The sequence below is a fragment of the Saccharothrix sp. genome (assembly GCF_031180885.1).
Classification (GTDB): Bacteria; Actinomycetota; Actinomycetes; order Mycobacteriales; family Pseudonocardiaceae; genus Actinosynnema.
Genome location: NZ_JAPSLK010000010.1, coordinates 59464 through 77544, shown reverse-complemented (window position 1 = coordinate 77544; position 18081 = coordinate 59464). Strand labels below are relative to the sequence as shown.

At 73.0% G+C, this 18081-nt stretch carries 16 protein-coding genes and 1 pseudogene; 10 read left to right on the top strand and 7 right to left on the bottom strand.

Going from position 1 to position 18081, the window contains the following annotated elements; all coding sequences use genetic code 11:
• The first annotated feature begins 12 nt into the window (after window positions 1-12).
• Window positions 13-1197 (top strand): MFS transporter, encoded by a 1185-nt coding sequence (locus tag RIN75_RS15335; protein WP_309112682.1) that lies wholly within the window; start codon window positions 13-15, stop codon window positions 1195-1197.
• A gap of 424 nt (window positions 1198-1621) precedes the next feature.
• On the opposite strand, the gene aztD is transcribed toward RIN75_RS15335, so the two are convergent.
• The 3 genes and pseudogenes from aztD to aztB all read right to left on the bottom strand — a co-directional run.
• Complete coding sequence (gene aztD / locus RIN75_RS15330; RefSeq protein WP_309112578.1) at window positions 1622-2788, bottom strand: zinc metallochaperone AztD; 1167 nt, start codon at window positions 2786-2788, stop codon at window positions 1622-1624.
• Window positions 2789-2823: 35 nt separating this feature from the next.
• Window positions 2824-3738 (bottom strand): zinc ABC transporter substrate-binding protein AztC, encoded by a 915-nt coding sequence (aztC, locus tag RIN75_RS15325; RefSeq protein ID WP_375295964.1) that lies wholly within the window; start codon window positions 3736-3738, stop codon window positions 2824-2826.
• Between the two features lie 1172 nt (window positions 3739-4910).
• Window positions 4911-5729, bottom strand: a pseudogene (aztB, locus tag RIN75_RS15320) (zinc ABC transporter permease AztB); the annotation flags it as partial.
• Between the two features lie 54 nt (window positions 5730-5783).
• Here aztB and aztA point away from each other — a divergent pair.
• The 6 genes from aztA (at window position 5784) to RIN75_RS15290 (ending at window position 11626) form a co-directional block, all read left to right on the top strand.
• The gene (gene aztA / locus RIN75_RS15315; protein ID WP_309112577.1) at window positions 5784-6482 is read left to right on the top strand and encodes a zinc ABC transporter ATP-binding protein AztA; all 699 of its coding nucleotides are present in this window, start codon (window positions 5784-5786) and stop codon (window positions 6480-6482) included.
• Between the two features lie 124 nt (window positions 6483-6606).
• Complete coding sequence (locus RIN75_RS15310; protein WP_309112576.1) at window positions 6607-8187, top strand: ABC transporter substrate-binding protein; 1581 nt, start codon at window positions 6607-6609, stop codon at window positions 8185-8187.
• Window positions 8169-9161, top strand: a complete 993-nt coding sequence (locus RIN75_RS15305) for an ABC transporter permease (protein WP_309112575.1) — start codon at window positions 8169-8171, stop codon at window positions 9159-9161. Before RIN75_RS15310 ends, RIN75_RS15305 begins: the two co-directional genes overlap by 19 nt.
• Window positions 9154-10035, top strand: coding sequence for an ABC transporter permease (locus tag RIN75_RS15300; RefSeq protein ID WP_309112574.1), 882 nt, complete (start codon window positions 9154-9156; stop codon window positions 10033-10035). The genes RIN75_RS15305 and RIN75_RS15300 overlap by 8 nt, the downstream gene beginning before the upstream one ends.
• Window positions 10029-10952 (top strand): ABC transporter ATP-binding protein, encoded by a 924-nt coding sequence (locus RIN75_RS15295; protein ID WP_309112573.1) that lies wholly within the window; start codon window positions 10029-10031, stop codon window positions 10950-10952. Before RIN75_RS15300 ends, RIN75_RS15295 begins: the two co-directional genes overlap by 7 nt.
• Entirely contained in the window at window positions 10934-11626 is a 693-nt protein-coding gene (locus tag RIN75_RS15290) for a dipeptide/oligopeptide/nickel ABC transporter ATP-binding protein (RefSeq protein WP_309112572.1), read from the top strand. The genes RIN75_RS15295 and RIN75_RS15290 overlap by 19 nt, the downstream gene beginning before the upstream one ends.
• Window positions 11627-11666: 40 nt before the next feature.
• On the opposite strand, the gene RIN75_RS15285 is transcribed toward RIN75_RS15290, so the two are convergent.
• Together RIN75_RS15285 and RIN75_RS15280 are read right to left on the bottom strand one after the other, a co-directional pair.
• Complete coding sequence (locus RIN75_RS15285; RefSeq protein ID WP_309112571.1) at window positions 11667-11840, bottom strand: hypothetical protein; 174 nt, start codon at window positions 11838-11840, stop codon at window positions 11667-11669.
• Between the two features lie 27 nt (window positions 11841-11867).
• Window positions 11868-12419, bottom strand: coding sequence for a sigma-70 family RNA polymerase sigma factor (locus tag RIN75_RS15280; RefSeq protein WP_375295963.1), 552 nt, complete (start codon window positions 12417-12419; stop codon window positions 11868-11870).
• A gap of 63 nt (window positions 12420-12482) precedes the next feature.
• Here RIN75_RS15280 and RIN75_RS15275 point away from each other — a divergent pair, with 63 nt between their 5' ends.
• Window positions 12483-13211: a zf-HC2 domain-containing protein gene (locus RIN75_RS15275; protein WP_309112570.1), complete on the top strand. Its 729-nt coding sequence runs from the start codon at window positions 12483-12485 to the stop codon at window positions 13209-13211.
• Window positions 13212-13281: 70 nt separating this feature from the next.
• Here RIN75_RS15275 and RIN75_RS15270 read toward each other — a convergent pair whose 3' ends face one another.
• Window positions 13282-14469, bottom strand: coding sequence for an ATP-grasp domain-containing protein (locus RIN75_RS15270; RefSeq protein WP_309112569.1), 1188 nt, complete (start codon window positions 14467-14469; stop codon window positions 13282-13284).
• The gene (locus tag RIN75_RS15265) at window positions 14466-15545 is read right to left on the bottom strand and encodes a pyridoxal-phosphate dependent enzyme (protein ID WP_309112568.1); all 1080 of its coding nucleotides are present in this window, start codon (window positions 15543-15545) and stop codon (window positions 14466-14468) included. Before RIN75_RS15265 ends, RIN75_RS15270 begins: the two co-directional genes overlap by 4 nt.
• 344 nt (window positions 15546-15889) lie before the next feature.
• Between RIN75_RS15265 and RIN75_RS15260 the strand changes: the two genes are divergently transcribed.
• On the top strand, window positions 15890-17002 hold the full coding sequence (locus RIN75_RS15260; protein WP_309112567.1) for an iron ABC transporter permease: 1113 nt from the start codon (window positions 15890-15892) through the stop codon (window positions 17000-17002).
• A complete protein-coding gene (locus RIN75_RS15255) occupies window positions 16999-18045 on the top strand; it encodes an ABC transporter ATP-binding protein (RefSeq protein ID WP_309112566.1) in 1047 nt (348 codons plus the stop codon). The genes RIN75_RS15260 and RIN75_RS15255 overlap by 4 nt, the downstream gene beginning before the upstream one ends.
• Window positions 18046-18081 lie beyond the last annotated feature (36 nt).

Genomic DNA, 18081 nt, shown 5'->3' with positions numbered 1-18081 from the left:
CCGTCGACATCCGTGTTCCGCAGCCTGTCCTTCCTCCGGCTCTGGACGGGCACCACGGCGTCCGGCATGGCGACCTGGGCCCTGCCGTTCATCCTCGGCCTGGCCGTGCTGGAGCGGTCGATCAGCGCGGTCGAACTCGGCGTCGTCCTGGCCGCCCGCACCGCCGGTTTCCTCGCCGCCGTCCCCGTGGCCGGGGTCCTGGCCGACCGGCACTCCCGCCGCCGGGTAGTGCTGTGGGCGGGACTGGTCGCAGGCGTCGCCGCACCGGTGATCGCGTTCGGCGTCGGGCGATCGGTGGTGGTGATGGCGGTGGCCGCCGCGGTCGTGGGAGCCGGGCAAGGGGCCTGCCGGCCCGCGTTCCAGGCGCTGACCGCCGAAGTCGTCGCCGAGGACCAGCGGCAGCAGGCCAACGCCGCCATGACCCTCGCCGTGCGGGTCACCACCCTCGTGGCACCGGGCCTGACCGCTTTGCTCGCCGTGCTGGTCGACACTCACGTCCTGCTGATCGCCACCGGCGCGCTGTGGCTGTGCGCCGCCCTGATCCCACCGGCCGGAGCCGACCGGGCTCCCGCGGAGCCGGGCACCAAGACCCGCTTCACCGCGGACTTCCTCGACGGCATCCGCGAAGCCCGCAGGCACCCCTGGTTCCTCGCCGGGCTCGGCGCCCTGACCGCGGTGATCGCCACCGGCTACTCCGCCACCGGCGTGGTGCTGCCCCTGGTCAGCCGCGACCGCTACGGCACCGAAGCCGTGCTCGCCGCCGCGCTGACCGCCTACACCGTCGGCGCCCTCGTCGGCGCGGTGCTCATCGCCCGCTGGAAGCCCCGCGCCCCGGGCTGGGCCGCCCTCGCGGGCCTGGCCTGCTACGGGTTCGCGCCGCTGAGCCTCCTGCTGCCCGTCCCGGCGGCGGTGGTCGTCGCGGCCTACGTCCTGGCCGGGGTGGGCATCGAACTGTTCAACGTGCCGTGGTTCACCGCCACCCAGCGCGAGGTGGACCCGCGGATGCTCGCCCGGGTGTCCTCTTTGGACTTCCTGCTGTCCTACGGCCTCGCCCCCGTCGGCCTGGCGGTCATCGCGCCCGCGATCGACTGGTTCGGCCCCACGCCCGTCCTGGCGGCCTGCGCGGTGATCTGCTTCGCCGCACCCGCCGCCGCCGCGCTCGTGCCCTCGGCACGCGGCTTCCGGGCCGCGCGGTGACCGGCGTCGTCCCCGCCCGCGTCACGGCCACCGACCCCGCCGCCACAGGTCCTCGCCGACGCGGGCGCGCTCGTGCCGACCGGCCTGCCCGCGACGCCCACACCGGCGAGCGGGCAACGCACATCCAGACCCTCCGCGCGTCCGACGCAGCGTGACCCACTGCCCCGTCCGGCGCTCCGCGCGACTTCGTGGACGTTCCCGACCATGGGCTGCCCGAGCCCAGGTCCGGGAACTGCCGGGCACCCGCCGCCACGCAGTACCGCACGGCCCGCCGCCCGAACGCCCGGTTGGCCATCAGCGCGCCTCTCCGCTCCCCGCCACACCGACGCGGGGGACGAGTCCGCGGAGCCCGCCCGTCGTCGCCGCGGCCCGAACGCGGACCGGTCGCACCGGCCGCGTCCGGGCCGCGGACTGACGATGGTGCTCAGGCGGTGACGCCGCTGAGTTCGTTCGGCTTGCGGGACAACGACGCCGTCGCCGTGACCTTCCCCTCGGCGAGGTCGATGCGGTGCAGCTGCTGCTTGTTCGGGTCCGACACGTAGACCGTGCCGCCCCGGACGAAAATGGCCGGCCGCGGCTGCTGCCACTCCAGGGGTTCCTGCCACGTGTCGGTGACGGGGATGGTGCGGGTGACCTCGGCCTTGACGGGGTCGATCACGTGGATCTTGCCGTCGGTGCCGAGCACCAGCGCCTCACCCTGCGGGCCGCGCGCCAGCGAGCGGAAGGTGTAGCTGGCGCCGATGTCGACGAGCTTGAGGGTGCCGGTCGTGGTGTCGATCAGCGAGATCCGCGTGGGCCGTTCCAGTTCGGCGTCGGCGTCCTGCTTGTAGTCGCCGAGGACGATCGGGGAGTGGTCGCTGCCCGCCTGGTTGCCGATCCGGCCGTACGGGGTGGGGCTCTGCACCTTCGTGATCGTCCCGGCGCGGTAGATCAGCACACCGTTCTGGCAGCCGATGACGACGACCTCGTCCTTGGCGGTCGCCTCGCCGTGGACACCGGGGCAGTCCTCGTTGCGGGTGATCTCCTTGCGGTCCTTGTCCAGGACCGCGATCCCGACGCGCTTGTCCTTGTTGCCGAGGGTGACGACCAGCTCTCCGTTGGCCAGCTCGATCGCGACACCGTGGTGCGGCTCGGCGGTCTTGTAGGTCTCGACCTTCCGCTCCGCACCGGTCAACGTGGCCGGGTCGAGGACGCGGACCTCGCCGGTCCCGTCGGTGAACAGCACCGTGCGCCCGGCGTGCCGGACCACGTGGCCGGGCTCCGCGCCGGGGAACTCGACGTCGGTCAGCTTGCCGCCGGCGGCGTCGAGCACCCGGAACCCGCTGGACGTGGACACCATCAGGTGCCGGTCGTCACCGGCGGGGTTGAGCCGGTTGAATCCTTCCAACCTGACGTCGGCCTTGACTTCGAGGGTCTTGCCGTCCAGCACGTAGATCCCGCCGTCATAGGTGACGGCGACCGGTTCGGCCACCGGGGCCGGGACCGCGGCGGGCGGTTGGGCCTGCCGCTCCGCGCCGCATCCGGCCAGGACGAGCGCTGAGGCCACTGCGGACGCCACTGCGGTCGTCCGCGTTCGCGACCAGCTTGTCATCGCTTCTCAACTTCCTCTTCAGGGTGTCGGGTCCGTCATGGGGTGAGGCCGCGCACGATGGCCTCGGTGTTGGCGCGCGCCATCTCGACGTAGGTCGCCGCTCCGCCGCCCGCCGCGGTGAGCGACTCCGAGTGCAGGGGGATGACCCGGACGTGCACCCCGGCCTGCTCGGCGAGCACGCGGGCCAGGCGGTCGGGTTGGGAGGAGTCGGCGAAGATCGCGCCGACGCCCGCCGTGCGGACGGCTTGCGCGAGCGAGGCCAGGTCGGAGGCGCTGGGCGAGGCGAGCGTCGTGCCGCTGGGGATCACGGCGCCGACGACCTCGAAGCCGAAGCGCTGGGCGAGGTAGCCGAAGACGTGGTGGTTGGTGACCAGCTTGCGGCGCTGCGCCGGGATCGTCGCGAACCGCTCGCCGGTCCAGCGGTCGAGTTCGTCGATCTCGGCGAGGTAGCGCGCGGTGTTGGCCCGGACCGCGTCGGCGTCGACGCCGTCGACGTGTTCGATGACGCGCTCGCCGATCACCTCGACCGCCCGGCGCACGCGCTTCGGGTCGGTCCAGAAGTGCGGGTCCGGCCGGCCCGCGGCGTCCTCGGCGGTGTAGCTGATCGGGTCGATGTGGTCGCCCACCGACAGGGTCGGCACGTCGGCCTGTTCGGCCGCCTGGACGTGCCGCAGGACACCTTCCTCCAACCCGAGTCCGTTGTAGACGACCAGCGCGGCGCTTTCCAGCCGTGCGGCCTCCTGCGCGGAGATCGCGAACGAGTGGGGGTCGGCGTTGGGCTTCATCAGCACCGTGACCGGCGCGGCGTCACCGACGATGTGGCGGGTGATGTCACCGAGGATGTTGGTGGTGACCACGATCCCGTCGCGCTGCCCGTTCCCGGTGCCGCACCCGGCGAGCACCAGCAGCAGGGCGCAGGCCGCCGTGAGGAGTCGAGTCGTCGGTGTCACCGGCCGGTCTCCACCATGTGCGCCGGCTCGATCTCCAGCCGGATCGTCCGGGCGACCCGCAGGCCGTCGTTGTAGTCGATCTCGTGGACCGCTCGCACCCCGGCGTCGTTGACGTAGGCGCGGTTCGGGTCCACTTCGATCACCGGCGGTGCGCCGCCCTCGGCGATGGGCGCGGAGAGCACTCGGCGTTGCGCGATCGGCGTGCCGGACTTGGCGTCGTAGCCGTGCAGCACACCGTCCGCGGTCAGGGCCAGCAGCGGCCCCGCCTCGCCGACCGCGTTCACCGCGACGACCGGCCCGATCGGCAGCAGCGTCCACGTCTTCGCCCGCACGTCCAGCGCCCAGGCGCCGAGGTCCCCCGCCCGCGCGGCGAGCGTCGTGCTGCCGGGCCGGTGGCGGAACTCGACGGCCCGCTCGGCCTCCGGCACGGCACGCGGGTACGGGATCTTCTCGCCGGTGAAGGAACCGTCCTTCGCCGTCACCAGCAGCGCCCCGTCGGCGCAGCCGAAGACCACGCCCTTCCGGGTCACCGCCTGGCCGCGCGGGCTCTGGCACGCTTGCTCGATCGTCGTCACGTCCCCGCCGTCCCTCGTCTTGACCGCCACTCGATCGGATGCCGCCACCAGCAGGTGTTCGGCGTAGGGCAGCGCGATCCCGCCAAGCGGTTCCCCGCGGGTGGTCACCGCGCCGCCGTCGAGGCCCTGCCGGTCCAACAAGGTCGTGTCGCCGCGGCCGAGCGCCACGGCCGCGACGGTGGGGTCGCTGTCCGCGTTCACCACCGCGTCCCCCGGGACGGAACCGACCTCCCTGGCGCGGGCGCGGTAGTAGTGGACGTGGTCGCCGTGGTCGACCATCCAGGCGCCGCTGTCGACGATCCGCACCGATCCCGCACCGGTCAGGTACGCGAAACGGCCGTCGCCGGTGATCGCCCGGACACCGTCCACCCGGCCGACGTCGGTCACCTCCTCGGTGATCAGGTCGACGACCCGGACCGCGCCGGTGCGGTCGTCGGCCACGACCAGACGGGGCTGTGCCTCCGCCGTCTCCTCGGCACCCTCGACATAGCCGTGCGGCACCTCCTCCCGAGCCGGCTCGGTGCCGCAGCCGGCCGGCGGCAGCACCACGACCAGCACGGCGAGCAGCACCGCGTGCTGCCCACCCGCACCGGGCAGCCGCACCCGGTCACGCACCCGGGCACCGAGCGCGGAAAGGAAGAACAGCACGACGGCGATCAGCGCGATGGTCGCGCCCGCGGCCGTGCCCGCGTGCCACGAGACGAGCAGACCGGCCACGGTGGCGGTCACGCCCAGCACCGCCGCGCCGAGCATGATCGTCGGGATGCGGCGCGCCCAGTACGTCGCGGCGGCCGGTGGCGCGATGAGCAGACCGAACACCAGCAACGTGCCGACCACCTGGAACGACGCCACGATGGCCAGGGTCACCAGGCCCAGCAGCACCGCGTGCGCCAGCCGCGGGCGCATCCCCAGCGTCTGCGCCTTGCGCGGGTCGAAGGTCAGCGCCACGAACGCGCGGTGCCCCCACAGCGCCGCCGGCGCGGCGACCGCCAACGCCACGGCGAGATAGCCCAGGTCCCGCGCGCGCACGGCCAACACGTCGCCGAAGAGGAACGCGGTCAGGTCCACCGCGAACGACTCGGAGTGCGACACGAGGATCACGCCCAGCGCGAGCATCCCCACGAAGAGCAGCCCGATGCCGGTGTCCTGGGAGAACCGCCGGGACCGCCCGAGTGCGGTGACCCCGAACGCCATCGCGCCCGCACTCGCCGCGGCGCCGAGGAACAGGTTGCCGCCCAACAACGACGCGATCGCGACGCCGGGCAGCATGCCGTGCGACATCGCGTCACCGAGGAACGCCATGCCGCGCAACACGACCCACGTCCCGGCGACCGCGCACAGGCACGACACCAGCACGCCGGCCCACAACGCCCGCTGCACGAACGACACCTCGAAAGGGGTAAGCAACCACTCCACGAGCGGCACCGTATATTGGAAACGATTTTCGTTACAATCTCAGTGGAGCGTGCTGTGACGCAGAACTCGGACCAACCGGCCGTGCGGCTGCTCGGACTGTCGGCCGGCTACGCCCGGCACACCGTGCTGCACGAGGTGAGCGCGGAACTGCCGCGCGCCAAGGTGACGGCGGTCGTGGGCCACAACGGCTCCGGCAAGTCCACGCTGCTGGGCGTCCTCGCCGGCGTCATCACCCCCGCCGCGGGCACCGTGGAGATCAGGACGCGACGCCCCGCCTTCGTGGTGCAGCACAGCGCGGTCCCGACCGGGCTGCCGATCACCGTGTGGGAAACGGTCGCCATGGGCAGATGGGCACACCGGGGTGCGTGGCGACGACTCTCCACAAAGGACAAAGACGTGGTGCGGTCCTGCCTGGAGCGGCTGGGCATCGCCGATCTCGCGTCGCGCCGGCTGAGCACCCTGTCCGGGGGGCAACGCCAGCGCGCCCTGCTGGCGCAGGCGTTCGCGCAGGAGTCCGACCTGCTGCTGCTCGACGAACCGGACGCCGGCCTGGACTCCCGGGCCCGGCGCGACATCTCCGCCGCGCTGTCCGACGCACGGGCCGACGGCGTGACGGTCGTCCACGTCACCCACGACCTGGACGAGGCCTCACGGGCGGACCACTGCCTGCTGCTGGACAACGGCCGACCGGTCGCCGAGGGCGACCCGACCGCCGTCCTCCAGCACCTTCCGGTGGAGCGGCTGCGGACATGAGGCGGTCACGCGGCGTCCCGGCCATGTCGCCCACATCGCTCCCGCACACCCTTGCTTGTTGCAGGTGATTTGCTGTTAGCTGCACGCGGCAACAGTCGACCTACTCCGACCGAGGGTGATGCGCGTGCGCCGTGGACCGATGATCGCCGTCGTCGTGGCGGCGGGGCTCGTGGCGGCGTGCACCTCCCCCGACGGAGGCGGCACCGCGAACACCGGGCAGTCCATCGTCATCGGGGCGGGCAGCGAACCGGAGAACCTCAACCCGATCCTCGGCTACGGCCCGGACGGCGCGTCGAAGATCTTCGACGGCCTGGTCGCCCGCGACGCGCAGCTCGCCCTGGTTCCCGCGTTGGCCGAACAGGTCCCGACCGCGTCCGCGGACGGTCTGACCTGGACGGCGAAGCTCAAGGACGGGGTCACCTTCTCCGACGGCTCGGCCCTGTCCGCCCACGACGTGGTGTTCACCTACAAGTCCGTGCTGGACCAGAAGGTCAACTCCACCATCGCGTCGAGGTTCGACGCCCTCGCCGACGTCACCGCACCCGACGACCGGACCGTCGAGTTCCGGTTGTCCCACCCGTACGCGCCGTTCGCGCAGCAGTTGACGCTGGGCATCGTCCCGCGCGCGAAGCTCGAAGGCGCCGACATCAACAGCGCGCCCTTCAACACCGCCCCGGTCGGCACCGGCCCCTACACCGTCGCCGAGTGGCGCAAGGGCGACCGGATGGTGTTGAAGGCCAACGAGGACCACTGGGGCGGCGCGCCCGCGATCAAGACGGTGACCGTGGTGTTCGTGCCGGACGACAACGCCCGCGCCACCCGGATGGCCGCCGGCGAGTTCGACGGCACGGTGCTGCCGCCGAAGCTGGCCAGGACCTACACCGGCAAGCCCGGCTACCAGGTCGTGCGGAACCCGTCCGCGGACTACCGCGGCCTCGGCCTGCCGTCCGAGTCGCCGTTCACCTCCGACGCCAGGGTCCGGCGCGCGATCAACCTCGCCATCGACCGCCGGGCGATGATCGACGCCGTGCTCGCCGGCGCCGGGACGCCCGCCGCCACACCGATCTCGCCGCACCTCGCGGACTGGCACGACACCGGCGCGACGTTCCCCCGCGACGTCGCCGAGGCCGAGCGCCTGCTCGACGAGGCCGGGTGGCACCGGGGCGCGGACGGCAAGCGCGCCAAAAACGGTCAACCGGCGCGGCTGCCCGTCCTGTACCCGGCGCCGGACGTGCTGCGCAAGGAACTCGCGCTGGCCGCGGCGAGCGACATCGCCAAGCTCGGTGTCGAGGCGCCGGTCGAGGCGACCACGTTCGAGATCATGCTGCAACGGCAGAAGGACGCCGCGGCGGTCTGGGGCGGCGGCGACCCCTACGACCCGGACACCGCGGCGTACACGCTGCTGCACTCCAAGTACGCGGGCCAGGACGGCTACGTGAACATGACGCTGTACCGCAACCCGGCGGTGGACGCCGCGCTGGACACCGCGCGCAGGTCGCTGGACCCCGTCGCCCGCAAGCAGGCCTACACCGACTTCCAGCGGGCCTACGTCGCCGACCCCGGCTGGGCGTTCCTGGTGTTCCTCGACCACACCTACGTCTTGCGCGACAAGTGGGACGGCCGGCAGACCCAGGTCGAGCCGCACGACCACGGCCTGATCCACGCGGCGTGGTGGAACCTCGAAAAGTGGACGCCCAAGTCGTGAGCGACCGCGGTGTCGGCAAACTCGTGCTGCGCCGGCTCGGCTTCGCGGTCCCGGTGCTGCTGCTGGTGAGCTTCGCGTTGTTCGTGCTGGCGAAGGCCTCGCCCTTCGACCCGGTCGAGCGCTACTTCGGCGTGCGGATCATCGGCGCCTCGCCGGAACGGGTCGCGCAGATCCGCGCGAACTGGGGCGTCGACCAGCCGGTGGTCGAGCAGTACTTGGCGTGGCTGCGGCACGCGGTCGCCTTCGACTTCGGCGACTCGCTGTCGTTCCAGCAGCCCGTGTCGCAGGTGATCGGCGACCGGCTGGGCTGGTCGGTGCTGCTGGTCGCGATCGGGTTCACCCTCGCGCTGCTGCTCGGCCTGCTCCTGGGCACCGCGGCGGCGTGGTTGCAGGGCAGTTGGCTGGACCGGCTGATCACCGCCACCTCCTACACGCTCGAAGCCGCGCCGGTGTTCTGGTTGGGGCTGGCCGCGCTGTACGTGTTCGCGCTGCACCTGCGGTGGCTGCCCGGCGGCGGGCTCACCGACGCCGACGCCCCGGTGTCGTTCGGGCAAGTCGCCACGCACCTGGTGCTGCCGGTCTCGGTGCTGGCGATCTCGCAGGCGCCGTGGTTCGTGCTGTTCGTCCGGCAGAACCTGCTGGAGTCGTTCACCCAGGACCACGTGGTCGGCGCGCGCTCGCGCGGCCTGCCCGACCACCTCGTGGTCTCCGGGCACGCCCTGCGCACCTCCCTGCTGCCGTTCCTCACCCTGCTCGGCGCGCGACTGCCGGAGCTGATCACCGGGGCGTTGCTGGTGGAGACCGTGTTCTCCTGGCCGGGCATCGCACGGGCGACCGTGGACGCGGCGCTCAACGTCGACTTCGCGCTGCTCGGCGCGCTGACCGTGCTCGCGACGGCGGTGGTGCTGCTGGGCAACCTGCTCGCCGACGTGCTCTACGCGCTGGCCGACCCGAGGGTGGTGCTCGATGGCTGACCTGGCCTGGCGCCGCGCGCCGCGGTCCCGCCTCGCCGCCGCCGCACCCCGGTCGCCGCGGTGGCGGCTGATCCCGTCGGCGGTGGTGCTCGGCGTGCTCGCGGCGGCGGTGCTGGTCGTGCCGCTCGTGGTGGACCTCGACCAGCAGTACGTCGACCTCGCCGCCGCGAACCGCCCGCCCTCGGCGCGGCACCCGTTCGGCACCGACGAACTCGGCCGGGACGTGATGCTGCGCTGCGTCTACGCGTTGCGCGTGTCCATGACCGTCGGGCTGGTCGCCGCGCTGATCTCGTCCGTGCTCGGCACGGCCCTGGGCGCGTTGGCCGGTGCGGTGGGCGGCTGGGTGGACCGGTTGCTGATGCGGCTGGTCGACGCCGTCGCCTCGGTGCCGCACCTGCTGCTGGGCATCGTGATCGTCGCCGTACTGCGCCCCAGCCTGACCGCGGTCGTCATCTCGATCGGGCTGACGCACTGGCTGTCCTCGGCGCGGATCGTGCGCTCGGAGGTGCTCTCGCTGCGCGGCAGGCCGTTCATCGACGCGGCGATCGTCGGCGGCTCGTCGCGCACCCGCGTGCTGGTGCGGCACCTGCTGCCCAACGTCGCGCCCCAGGTGCTGCTCGCCACCACCCTGGCCGTGCCGCACGCGGTGTGGCACGAGACCGCGCTGTCGTTCCTGGGCCTCGGCCTGCCCCCGCACGCGGCCAGCATCGGCAACATGATCAACGACGCCCAGCGGTCCCTGCTCACCGGCGGCTGGTGGATGTCACTGGCGCCCGGCCTGGTCCTGATCGCCGCCACCCTCGCCGTCTCCGGTGTCGGCGGCGTGTGGCGGGACCGGCTCAACCCCAAGCGCCGCACGGAGCTGACATGGTGACCGAACTCGTGCTCGACCGCGTCCGCGTCCGGTTCACCCTGCCCGGCGCCACCGTCGCCGCGGTCGACGACGTGTCGCTGAGCCTGCGGCCCGGCGAGTGCCTGGCGCTCGTCGGCGAAAGCGGCTGCGGCAAGACCGTGCTCGCCAACGCCCTGCTCGGGTTCCTGCCCGGCAACGCCGAAACGGCCGGCACCGCGACGCTGCGCGGCGACGGACCCGAACTCGACCTGCTGACCGCCACCGACCGGGAACTCGCCACCACCGTCCGGGGCCGCCGCATCGGCCTCGTCCCGCAGAGCCCGGCCTCCCACCTCACCCCGGTCCGGACCGCCCGCGCCCAGATCGAGGAAGCCATCCGCGTCCACCGGTCCCCGCACACCGCGGACGCCGTCGCGGCACGCGCGGGCCTTTCGCCCGAGGACATCGACCGCTACCCCCACCAGTTGTCGGGCGGCATGGCCCAACGGGTCGCCAACGCACTCGCCCTCGTCGGCGACCCGTGGCTGCTCGTCGCCGACGAACCCACGACCGGCCTCGACCGCCACCTCGTCGACAGCCTCATCGAGGAGTTCCGCCGCATGGTCACCGCCGGCCACGCCGTCCTGCTCATCACCCACGACCTCGCCGCCGCACAACGGGTCGCCGACCGCGTCGCCGTCATGTACGCGGGCCGCGTCATCGAAATCGGCCCCGCCCGCAAAGTCCTCGAAACACCCCTGCACCCCTACAGCAAAGGACTCGGCAACGCGCTGCCCGACCGCGCGTTCACCCCGATCCCCGGACAGCCGCCGCTGCTCACCGACCTGCCGGCCGGGTGTTCCTTCGCCCCGCGATGCGACCGGGTCGCCCCGATCTGCGCCGAACGCCCAGCCCTCACCGACGACGAACACGCCGTAGCGTGCCACCGGCCGTGCTGACCGCCGAGAACATCACCGCCGGCTACCGCCACCCGGTGATCACCGACATCAGCCTCACCGTCCACCCCGGACAGACCGTGGGCGTGGCCGGCCCCAGCGGCAGCGGCAAGTCCACGCTCGCGCGCGTCCTCGCGTTGCTGCACAAGCCCTTCAGCGGGACGGTGCGCATCGACGGCACGCCCGTCACGCGCTACCGGCACCGGGCACCACGCGCCCTGCGCACGCGCATCGGCGTGCTGTTCCAACAACCCCGACTCTCCGTCGACCCGCGCATGACCCTGCGGCAAGCCATCGCCGAGCCGCTGCGCGCGACCCGATCACCCGACCGGGTCGACGAACTCGCCGACCTCGTCATGCTCACCGCCGACCTGCTCGGCCGCCGCGCCCACGAGGTCAGCGACGGCCAACTGCAACGCGCCTGCCTGGCCCGCGCCCTCACGCTGCGCCCCGCGTTCCTCATCTGCGACGAGATGACCACCATGCTCGACGCCTCCACCACCGCCGCGCTGGTCGGGGTCATCCGGGACTACCAGCACGCCACCGGAGCCGGCGTGCTGGCCATCTCCCACGACACCGCCCTCCTCGACCGCTGGGCCGACCACACGCTCCTTCTCCCGGGTCGACGGCGCACGGACTCGCGCACGGACCCACCCCACACGTCCACGGTCGAGTAGGGGCCTCGACGCCGGTCCGCGCGACGTTCTCATCGTGGTGTCACAACACCGTCCTCGCCGGTCGGGGCCCCTCGTCGGCGGCGCCGCTCCTGCGGTCCGCGCGTCGGCGGGTCAGGCCGATCAGTGCGTCCAGGACGAGGAAGGCGAGCAGGCTCAGGCCGAGCAGGGGATGGCCCTGCCGGTCGCGATGAGCGAGACCGGTGCCGTCGGTCACAGCGCCGGTCGCGGCCCCTGCCGGAGGTCAGCCCACTTCGGTGGCCTCGTCACCGGTGGCGCGCAGCAGGTCGTCGCGGGCCCGCGCGACCCGGGAGCGGATCGTGCCCACCGGGCAACCGGCGATCTCGGCTGCGTCGGCGTAGGGCAGACCCAGCACCTGGGTCAGCACCAGGGCCTCGCGGCGGTCCGGGTCGAGGGCGTCGAGCAGCATGTTCAGCTCCACGACGGCCTCGAAGCCGGTGACGACCGCCTTGCGGTCGGCCTCCGACGTCCAGTCCGCACCAGCGGACAGCCGGGGACGCGACTGGGCCATCCGGATCTGGTCGACCACGACCCGGCGGGCGATCGCCAGCAGCCAGGTGCGCGCCGACGAGCGACCGGCGAAGCGGCGCAGGCTGGGCAGGGCGCGGGCGTAGGTCTCCTGCGCCAGGTCGTCGGCGAGGCTCACGCCGGCCAGGTGGGCCACGAAGCGCCACACGTCGCGCTGGGTCGCCCGGACGAACCGCTCCAGTGCGTCGCGGTCACCGGAACGCGCCTCCAGTGCCCAGCGGGTGACGTCGTCGTCGGGTGCTGTCACGATTCCGAATCGTAACCACGTGGTGTCGGGAACCGGTGAGCCGAATGGAGCGACTACTGGTGAGTGGACTGCCAATCCTGCCGTGAAGCGCTCTCGGCCCGCCTGGACGGCGAGGCCGAGCCCGTGCCCGCCGCCGAGACGGACGCGCATCTGGCACAGTGCGCCGCCTGCACCCGCTGGCAGGCGAGCGCACAGGCGCTGACCAGGACCATCCGCGTCCGGCCCGCGGAGCCCGAGCCGGACCTGGTCGACGCCGTGCTGGCCGCCGCCCCACCCCGCCACACCGCCCTGGTCCCGCGCCTGGGGCTGGCCGCCGTCGCCATCGTCCAGTTGTGGCTCTCGTTGGCCCAGTTGCTGGCCGGGGCGACCGGCGGGGACACCGGTCACGGGACCTCCACCCACCTGTTCAACGAGGGCATCGCCTGGAACCTCGCGCTGGCCGTCGGGCTGCTGGTGGCCGCCGTGAGCGAGCACCGCGCGGCCGGCCTGCTGCCGACGCTCGGCGGGTTCGTCGCGGTGCTGGTCGCGTTCTCCGTCAACGACCTGCTCGACGGCACCGCGACCACCGCCCGGGTCGTGTCCCACCTGCCCCTGCTGCCCGGCTTGGTCCTGCTCTACCTCGTCGCCCGCGCCCACCGGCGCCGGCCGACCCCGGGCACTCCCGCCGAGCAAGGCCACGACCGCGGCGACCGCCACGACCGGGACGGCGTCGACGCCACCCCGCGTCCCGGCGGGAACCGCAGGCAGCGACGTCACCTGCGCCCCAGCGCGCATCACCGACGCGCCGCCTGACCCGACGCCACCGCCCGGTCGCGGCGACTCGACCGCGACCGCGCGGACACCCACGACCGCGCACCGTGCTCTAGTCGTGCGCCCGGACCACGGGGGTGATGCCGCCGGCGGCGGCCTGCGCCCGGTGCAGCGCCAGCTCGGCGGTGGGGCCTTCGGCCACGACGATGCCGGTGCAGGAGCGCTGATCGGTCAGGTGCTCCAGCACGTCGCCGGGGCTCGCGGTCGGGTACCACTCGGGGTTGCCGGGCAGGTCGGCCAGGCGGTCCAGGCCGGTCCACCCCTCCAGGACCCCGGCCGCGCGGGGGTAGAGCGCCACGAAGCCGGTCGCGGTGCCGCCGCCCGGTTCGCCGTCGAGCAGGTCGGGTCGTTCGCCGAGGGCGATGCGGACCATCGCGTCGTAGACGTTGGTGCCCAGGGCGCGGCAGAGGGCTTCGCCGACGAGGGCGCCGCCGATGCGGGCGTTGATCTCGACCACCTCGGGCCCGGTGGTGGTGAACACGAACTCCGTGTGCGCGAAGCCGCTTTCGTGGCCGGCCGCTTTGAGCACGTGGCCGATCCACTCCCCCAGCTCGGCGAGATCGGCGTCGGGGAGGGCGACCGGGAACGCGGAAGCCTCCTCGCGGCGCACGGGTTCGGGCGAGAGCACTCGGCTGAGCACGCCGAGCAGTCGGGTTTCACCCCGCCAGGTGACGGTTTCGGTGCTGTAGAGAGGACCTTCGAAGTACGGTTCCGCGATCAACCGGCCCTTGAGCGGGGTGACGGCGGCCTCGCGAAGGGCCGCGTCACGCTCGGCGGGTGTCCGGCACAGCCACACCGCGCGGGACGAGGTGCCCGCGGAGTCCTTGAGCACCAAAGGGAAGTCCTCCGCCGCGGCCGGGTCGAGCGGACCGCTGCGGCTCAGGCCGTGGGCGTGCAGCCGGGCCCGGACGGCGGCCTTGTCCCGCAGCACCCGCACCGCCGCCGGCGCCGGTCCGGGCAGGCCCAGCCGCTGCGCCAGGTCCGCGCCGGGCACCGCCCAGGTGTCGGTCGAGCTGATCAGCCCGGCCACGTCCGGCAGATCGCGCAACGCCTTCTCGCACTCGGCGACGTCGGTGGTGTCGACGTCCACCACCCGCACGCGGTCGCCGCAGCGGGACAGCTCGTGGCGGTAGATGGTCCGGTCGCCGGTGAGCAGGACGAGGTCGTGCCCCGCGTCCCGCGCGGCGTCGGCGAGGCGGCCCAGGCCGAAGGTGAGGGCTTCCAGCAGCACGACGGTCATGGCACGGGGTCCTTCCTGAACTCTCGGAGGCGTTCCTGCACGGGCACGGCCGGTCCGTGAGCACGGCGCGCCCAGTCGATCGCCGACCACGGCGGGGCCAGCTCGTCCAAAGAGGCGATCTCCACCGGCTGCAACGACGCGGGGTCCAGGGCTTCGCGGTGGCGGGTGAAGACGCGTTCGGTGTAGCGGTGACCGGTGTCCGCGCCGAGGACCACGTGGGTGCGGTCGGGGTGCCGCGCGGCCTCCCAGGTCGCGGCGAGGTGGGCCGCGCCGGTCGACAGGCCGGCGAACACGGCGTGCGTGCGCATCAGGTCGACGGTGGCGGCCATGGCGTGCTGGAAGTCCAACCAGTGGATGCGGTCGTAGAGCTGGTGGTGGACGTTGGCGAACGGGATTGCGCTGCCGATGCCCGCGATGATGGCGTCGGGATCGGTGAACCGCTCGCTGCCGAAGGTCACGCTGCCGAACGGCTGCACGCCCACCAATGGCACCAGCGGATCGTGCGCGCGCAGCGACCGCGTGAGACCGCCGGTAGAGGCCCCCGTGCCGACGCAGCCGACGACGGTCAGCGGTTCGCCCGGTAGCGCGCGCCGCAGCAGGTCCGCCAGTTCGGCGTAGCCCAGGTGGTGCACCGGGTCGTGGTACTGGCGCATCCAATACATGTCCGGATACCGGGAGAGCAGTTCCTGCACGCGGGCCACCCGACGGCTCTGGTCCAGGCGCAGGTCGTCGGAAGGCGGCATCTGGTCCACGGTCACGCCCAGGATCTCCAACTGCGCGCGCATGGTGTCGTTGACGGTGGTGGAGGCGACGATGTGGCAGCGCAGGTCGTAGCGGTGGCACGCCATCGCCAGGGCGAGGGCGTAGATGCCGCTGGAGCTGTCCACCACGGTCTGCCCCCGGCGGACCACGCCGCTGTCGACCAGGTGGCGCACGGCTCCCAGCGCCGCGTACACCTTCAGGGTTTCGAAGCGGACCAGCACGGTGTTGGGCGAGAGCCGGATGAGGGAGGGTGCCTTGACGGCGTCGGTGATGTGCTCGTGGACCGGGGGCCGCACGGCGTCGTGGTCGAGCACGGTCCTCACCTCCCCGTCGGACGCCGGCGGCGGGCCGCTGTCGCCGCTGGAGGAACCGTCGGGCGGGGCAGGGTCATGGTCGAGCCCTTCCGGGTGTCGGCTCGTCGTCGGGCGACGATGGTCTGGACGGGATCGCGCAGTCGTACTGGTCGTAGGAAGGCCCCCTCTGGTTCCCGCCGGCGGTGGAATCGGCTGCGGTGAGCCGGGAATCGTTGCCCGATCATGCGGAATCGTCGCGACCGGCGTGAATCTGGCGAATTCGTGGGAACCGAACCACGGCACGGCACGACCTTTGTGGTGGTGGCCGGATCGACAGCGGCCGGAGGGGGAGGAACGGGTGCGCGGTGTCGAGTAGTGGCACGGGTGTCGAAGACGCGGTCGACGACGTAATCACCGCACCACCACGAAAAACGCGGGCGCGTCGGCGCACCGGGTACGTGGCGGGGCTGTTCGCGCTGCTGGTCGTGCTGGTGCTGGGCGCGGTGGTGGTCCTGGTCGCGCAGGGCTCGATCGCCGTCCCGATCGGGGACGTGCTGCGCATCCTCACCGGCCAGGACGTCGAGTCCCCGGTCAGCCGCACGATCGTGCTCGACGCGCGGCTGCCGAAGGTCGTCGCCGGGCTGTTGGCCGGGGCGGCGCTGGCGGTGGGCGGCGCGCAGATGCAGACGCTGTTCCGCAACCCGTTGGCCGACCCGTTCGTGCTCGGCGTCAGCTCCGGCGCCATCCTGGGCGCCGCGGTCGTCATCCTGGGCACCAGCGGCGTCGGCTGGCTGTCCGGGCTCGGGGTGGTCAGCCAGCTCGGGGTGACCGGGGCGGCCGTGGCGGGTGCGGGCGGGGTGCTGCTGATCGCGCTGGGCATCGCCCGGCGGGTCGGCGACCCGGTGGTGGTGCTGGTCGTGGGCGTGATGCTGGGTTACCTGGCGGGTGCGGTGGTGGACATGCTGGTCTACTACACCGACCCGGACCGGTTGCAGGCGCTGGCGACCTTCACCCGCGGCTCGGTGCGCAACGTGACGTGGAACGAGTTGCAGGTCGTCGCCGCGTCCTGCGCGGTGGTGCTCGGCCTGTCGGTGTTCCTGGCCCAGCCGCTCAACGCGCTGCTGCTGGGCGACCGCTACGCCGGCAGCCTGGGGATCAACGTCCGCCGCGTGCACTTCCTGTCCCTGGCCGGCGTCGCCGTGCTGTCGGGCATCACCACCGCCTACTGCGGCGCCATCGGGTTCGTCGGCCTGGCCGCCCCGCACCTGGCCCGGGGCCTGCTGCGCACCGCCGACCACCGGGTGGTGCTGCCCGCCAGTGCCCTGATCGGCGCGGTGATCGTGCTGGTCGCCGAGTACGTCGCGGGCGGCAACGGGCTGACCAGGACCTCGCTGCCGTTGAACTCCGTCACCGCGTTCGTCGGCGCGCCGGTGATCCTGTGGGTGCTGCTGTCCGGCCGGGCGAGGAGGCAGGCGTGACGATCGAGAACCCCAGGCCCGCGCTGCAAGCGGTCGCGGTGAGCGCGGGCTACCGGCGGCGCCGCAGGCATCCGGCGATCACCGTGCTGCGCGACGTGCACCTGGCCGCGCGGCCCGGCGAGCTGATCGCGTTGATCGGCCCCAACGGCGCGGGCAAGTCCACCCTGCTGCGCACCCTGGTCGGCGCCCAGCCCCCGCTGGCCGGCCACGTCCTGCTCGACGGGCAGGACCTCGCGACGCTGTCCCCGCGGCAGCGGGCCCGACGGCTGGCGGTCACGCTGACCGAACCGGTCGACGTCGGGCAGATGAGCGTGGAAGCCGTGGTGGCGCTGGGCCGGATGCCCTACCGGTCCTGGATCGGCCGGGAGAAGGCCCGCGACCGCGCCGCCGTGGACCGGGCACTGCTCGACGCCGGGGTCGTCGACCTGCGCGAGCGCCCGCTGACCGACCTGTCCGACGGCGAACGCCAGCGGGTCATGGTGGCCCGCGCCCTGGCCCAGGAACCGGCCGTGCTGGTGCTGGACGAACCCACCGCCTTCCTGGACGTGGCCCGCCGCATCGAGTTCGCCGCGATGCTGACCCGGCTCGCCGCCACCACCGGCGCGGCGATCGTGCTCTCCACCCACGACCTGGGGTTCGCGCTGCGCCGCGCGGACCAGGTGTGGCTGGTCGGCGGCGACGGCACGGTCACCGCCGGCGCGCCCGAGGACCTGGCCTACGGCGACGCGGTCACCCGGACCTTCACCGGCGAGAACATGTCCTTCGACGACGCCGCGGCCACCATCGTCGTCGCCGACACCACCGAACCCGGCGCCACCGTCCAAGTGATCGCTGACGGGCGACTGCGGCAGTGGGCCGAACACGCCGTGCGACGCGCCGGGTGGGAACCCACCGCAGACCCGTGCGGCCACATCCTGACCGTCGAACACGGCACACCGTGCCGCTGGACCGTCAACGGTGCACAGGGAGTCGGCTTCGACGCCCTGGTCACCCACCTCCGCAGCAACACCGCGCCACTGCCCGAAAACGCGCGGACCGCGTAACCGCCCTCCCACACCGAAATGCAGGAGAGCACCACC

What these genes read in the sequence shown, in the direction of transcription:
- RIN75_RS15300 (WP_309112574.1), top strand. Translation starts at nt 9,154, where the DNA reads ATGGCTGACCTGGCCTGGCGCCGCGCGCCGCGGTCCCGCCTCGCCGCC.
- aztD (WP_309112578.1), bottom strand. Translation starts at nt 2,788, where the DNA reads ATGACAAGCTGGTCGCGAACGCGGACGACCGCAGTGGCGTCCGCAGTG.
- RIN75_RS15295 (WP_309112573.1), top strand. Translation starts at nt 10,029, where the DNA reads ATGGTGACCGAACTCGTGCTCGACCGCGTCCGCGTCCGGTTCACCCTG.
- RIN75_RS15270 (WP_309112569.1), bottom strand. Translation starts at nt 14,469, where the DNA reads ATGACCGTCGTGCTGCTGGAAGCCCTCACCTTCGGCCTGGGCCGCCTC.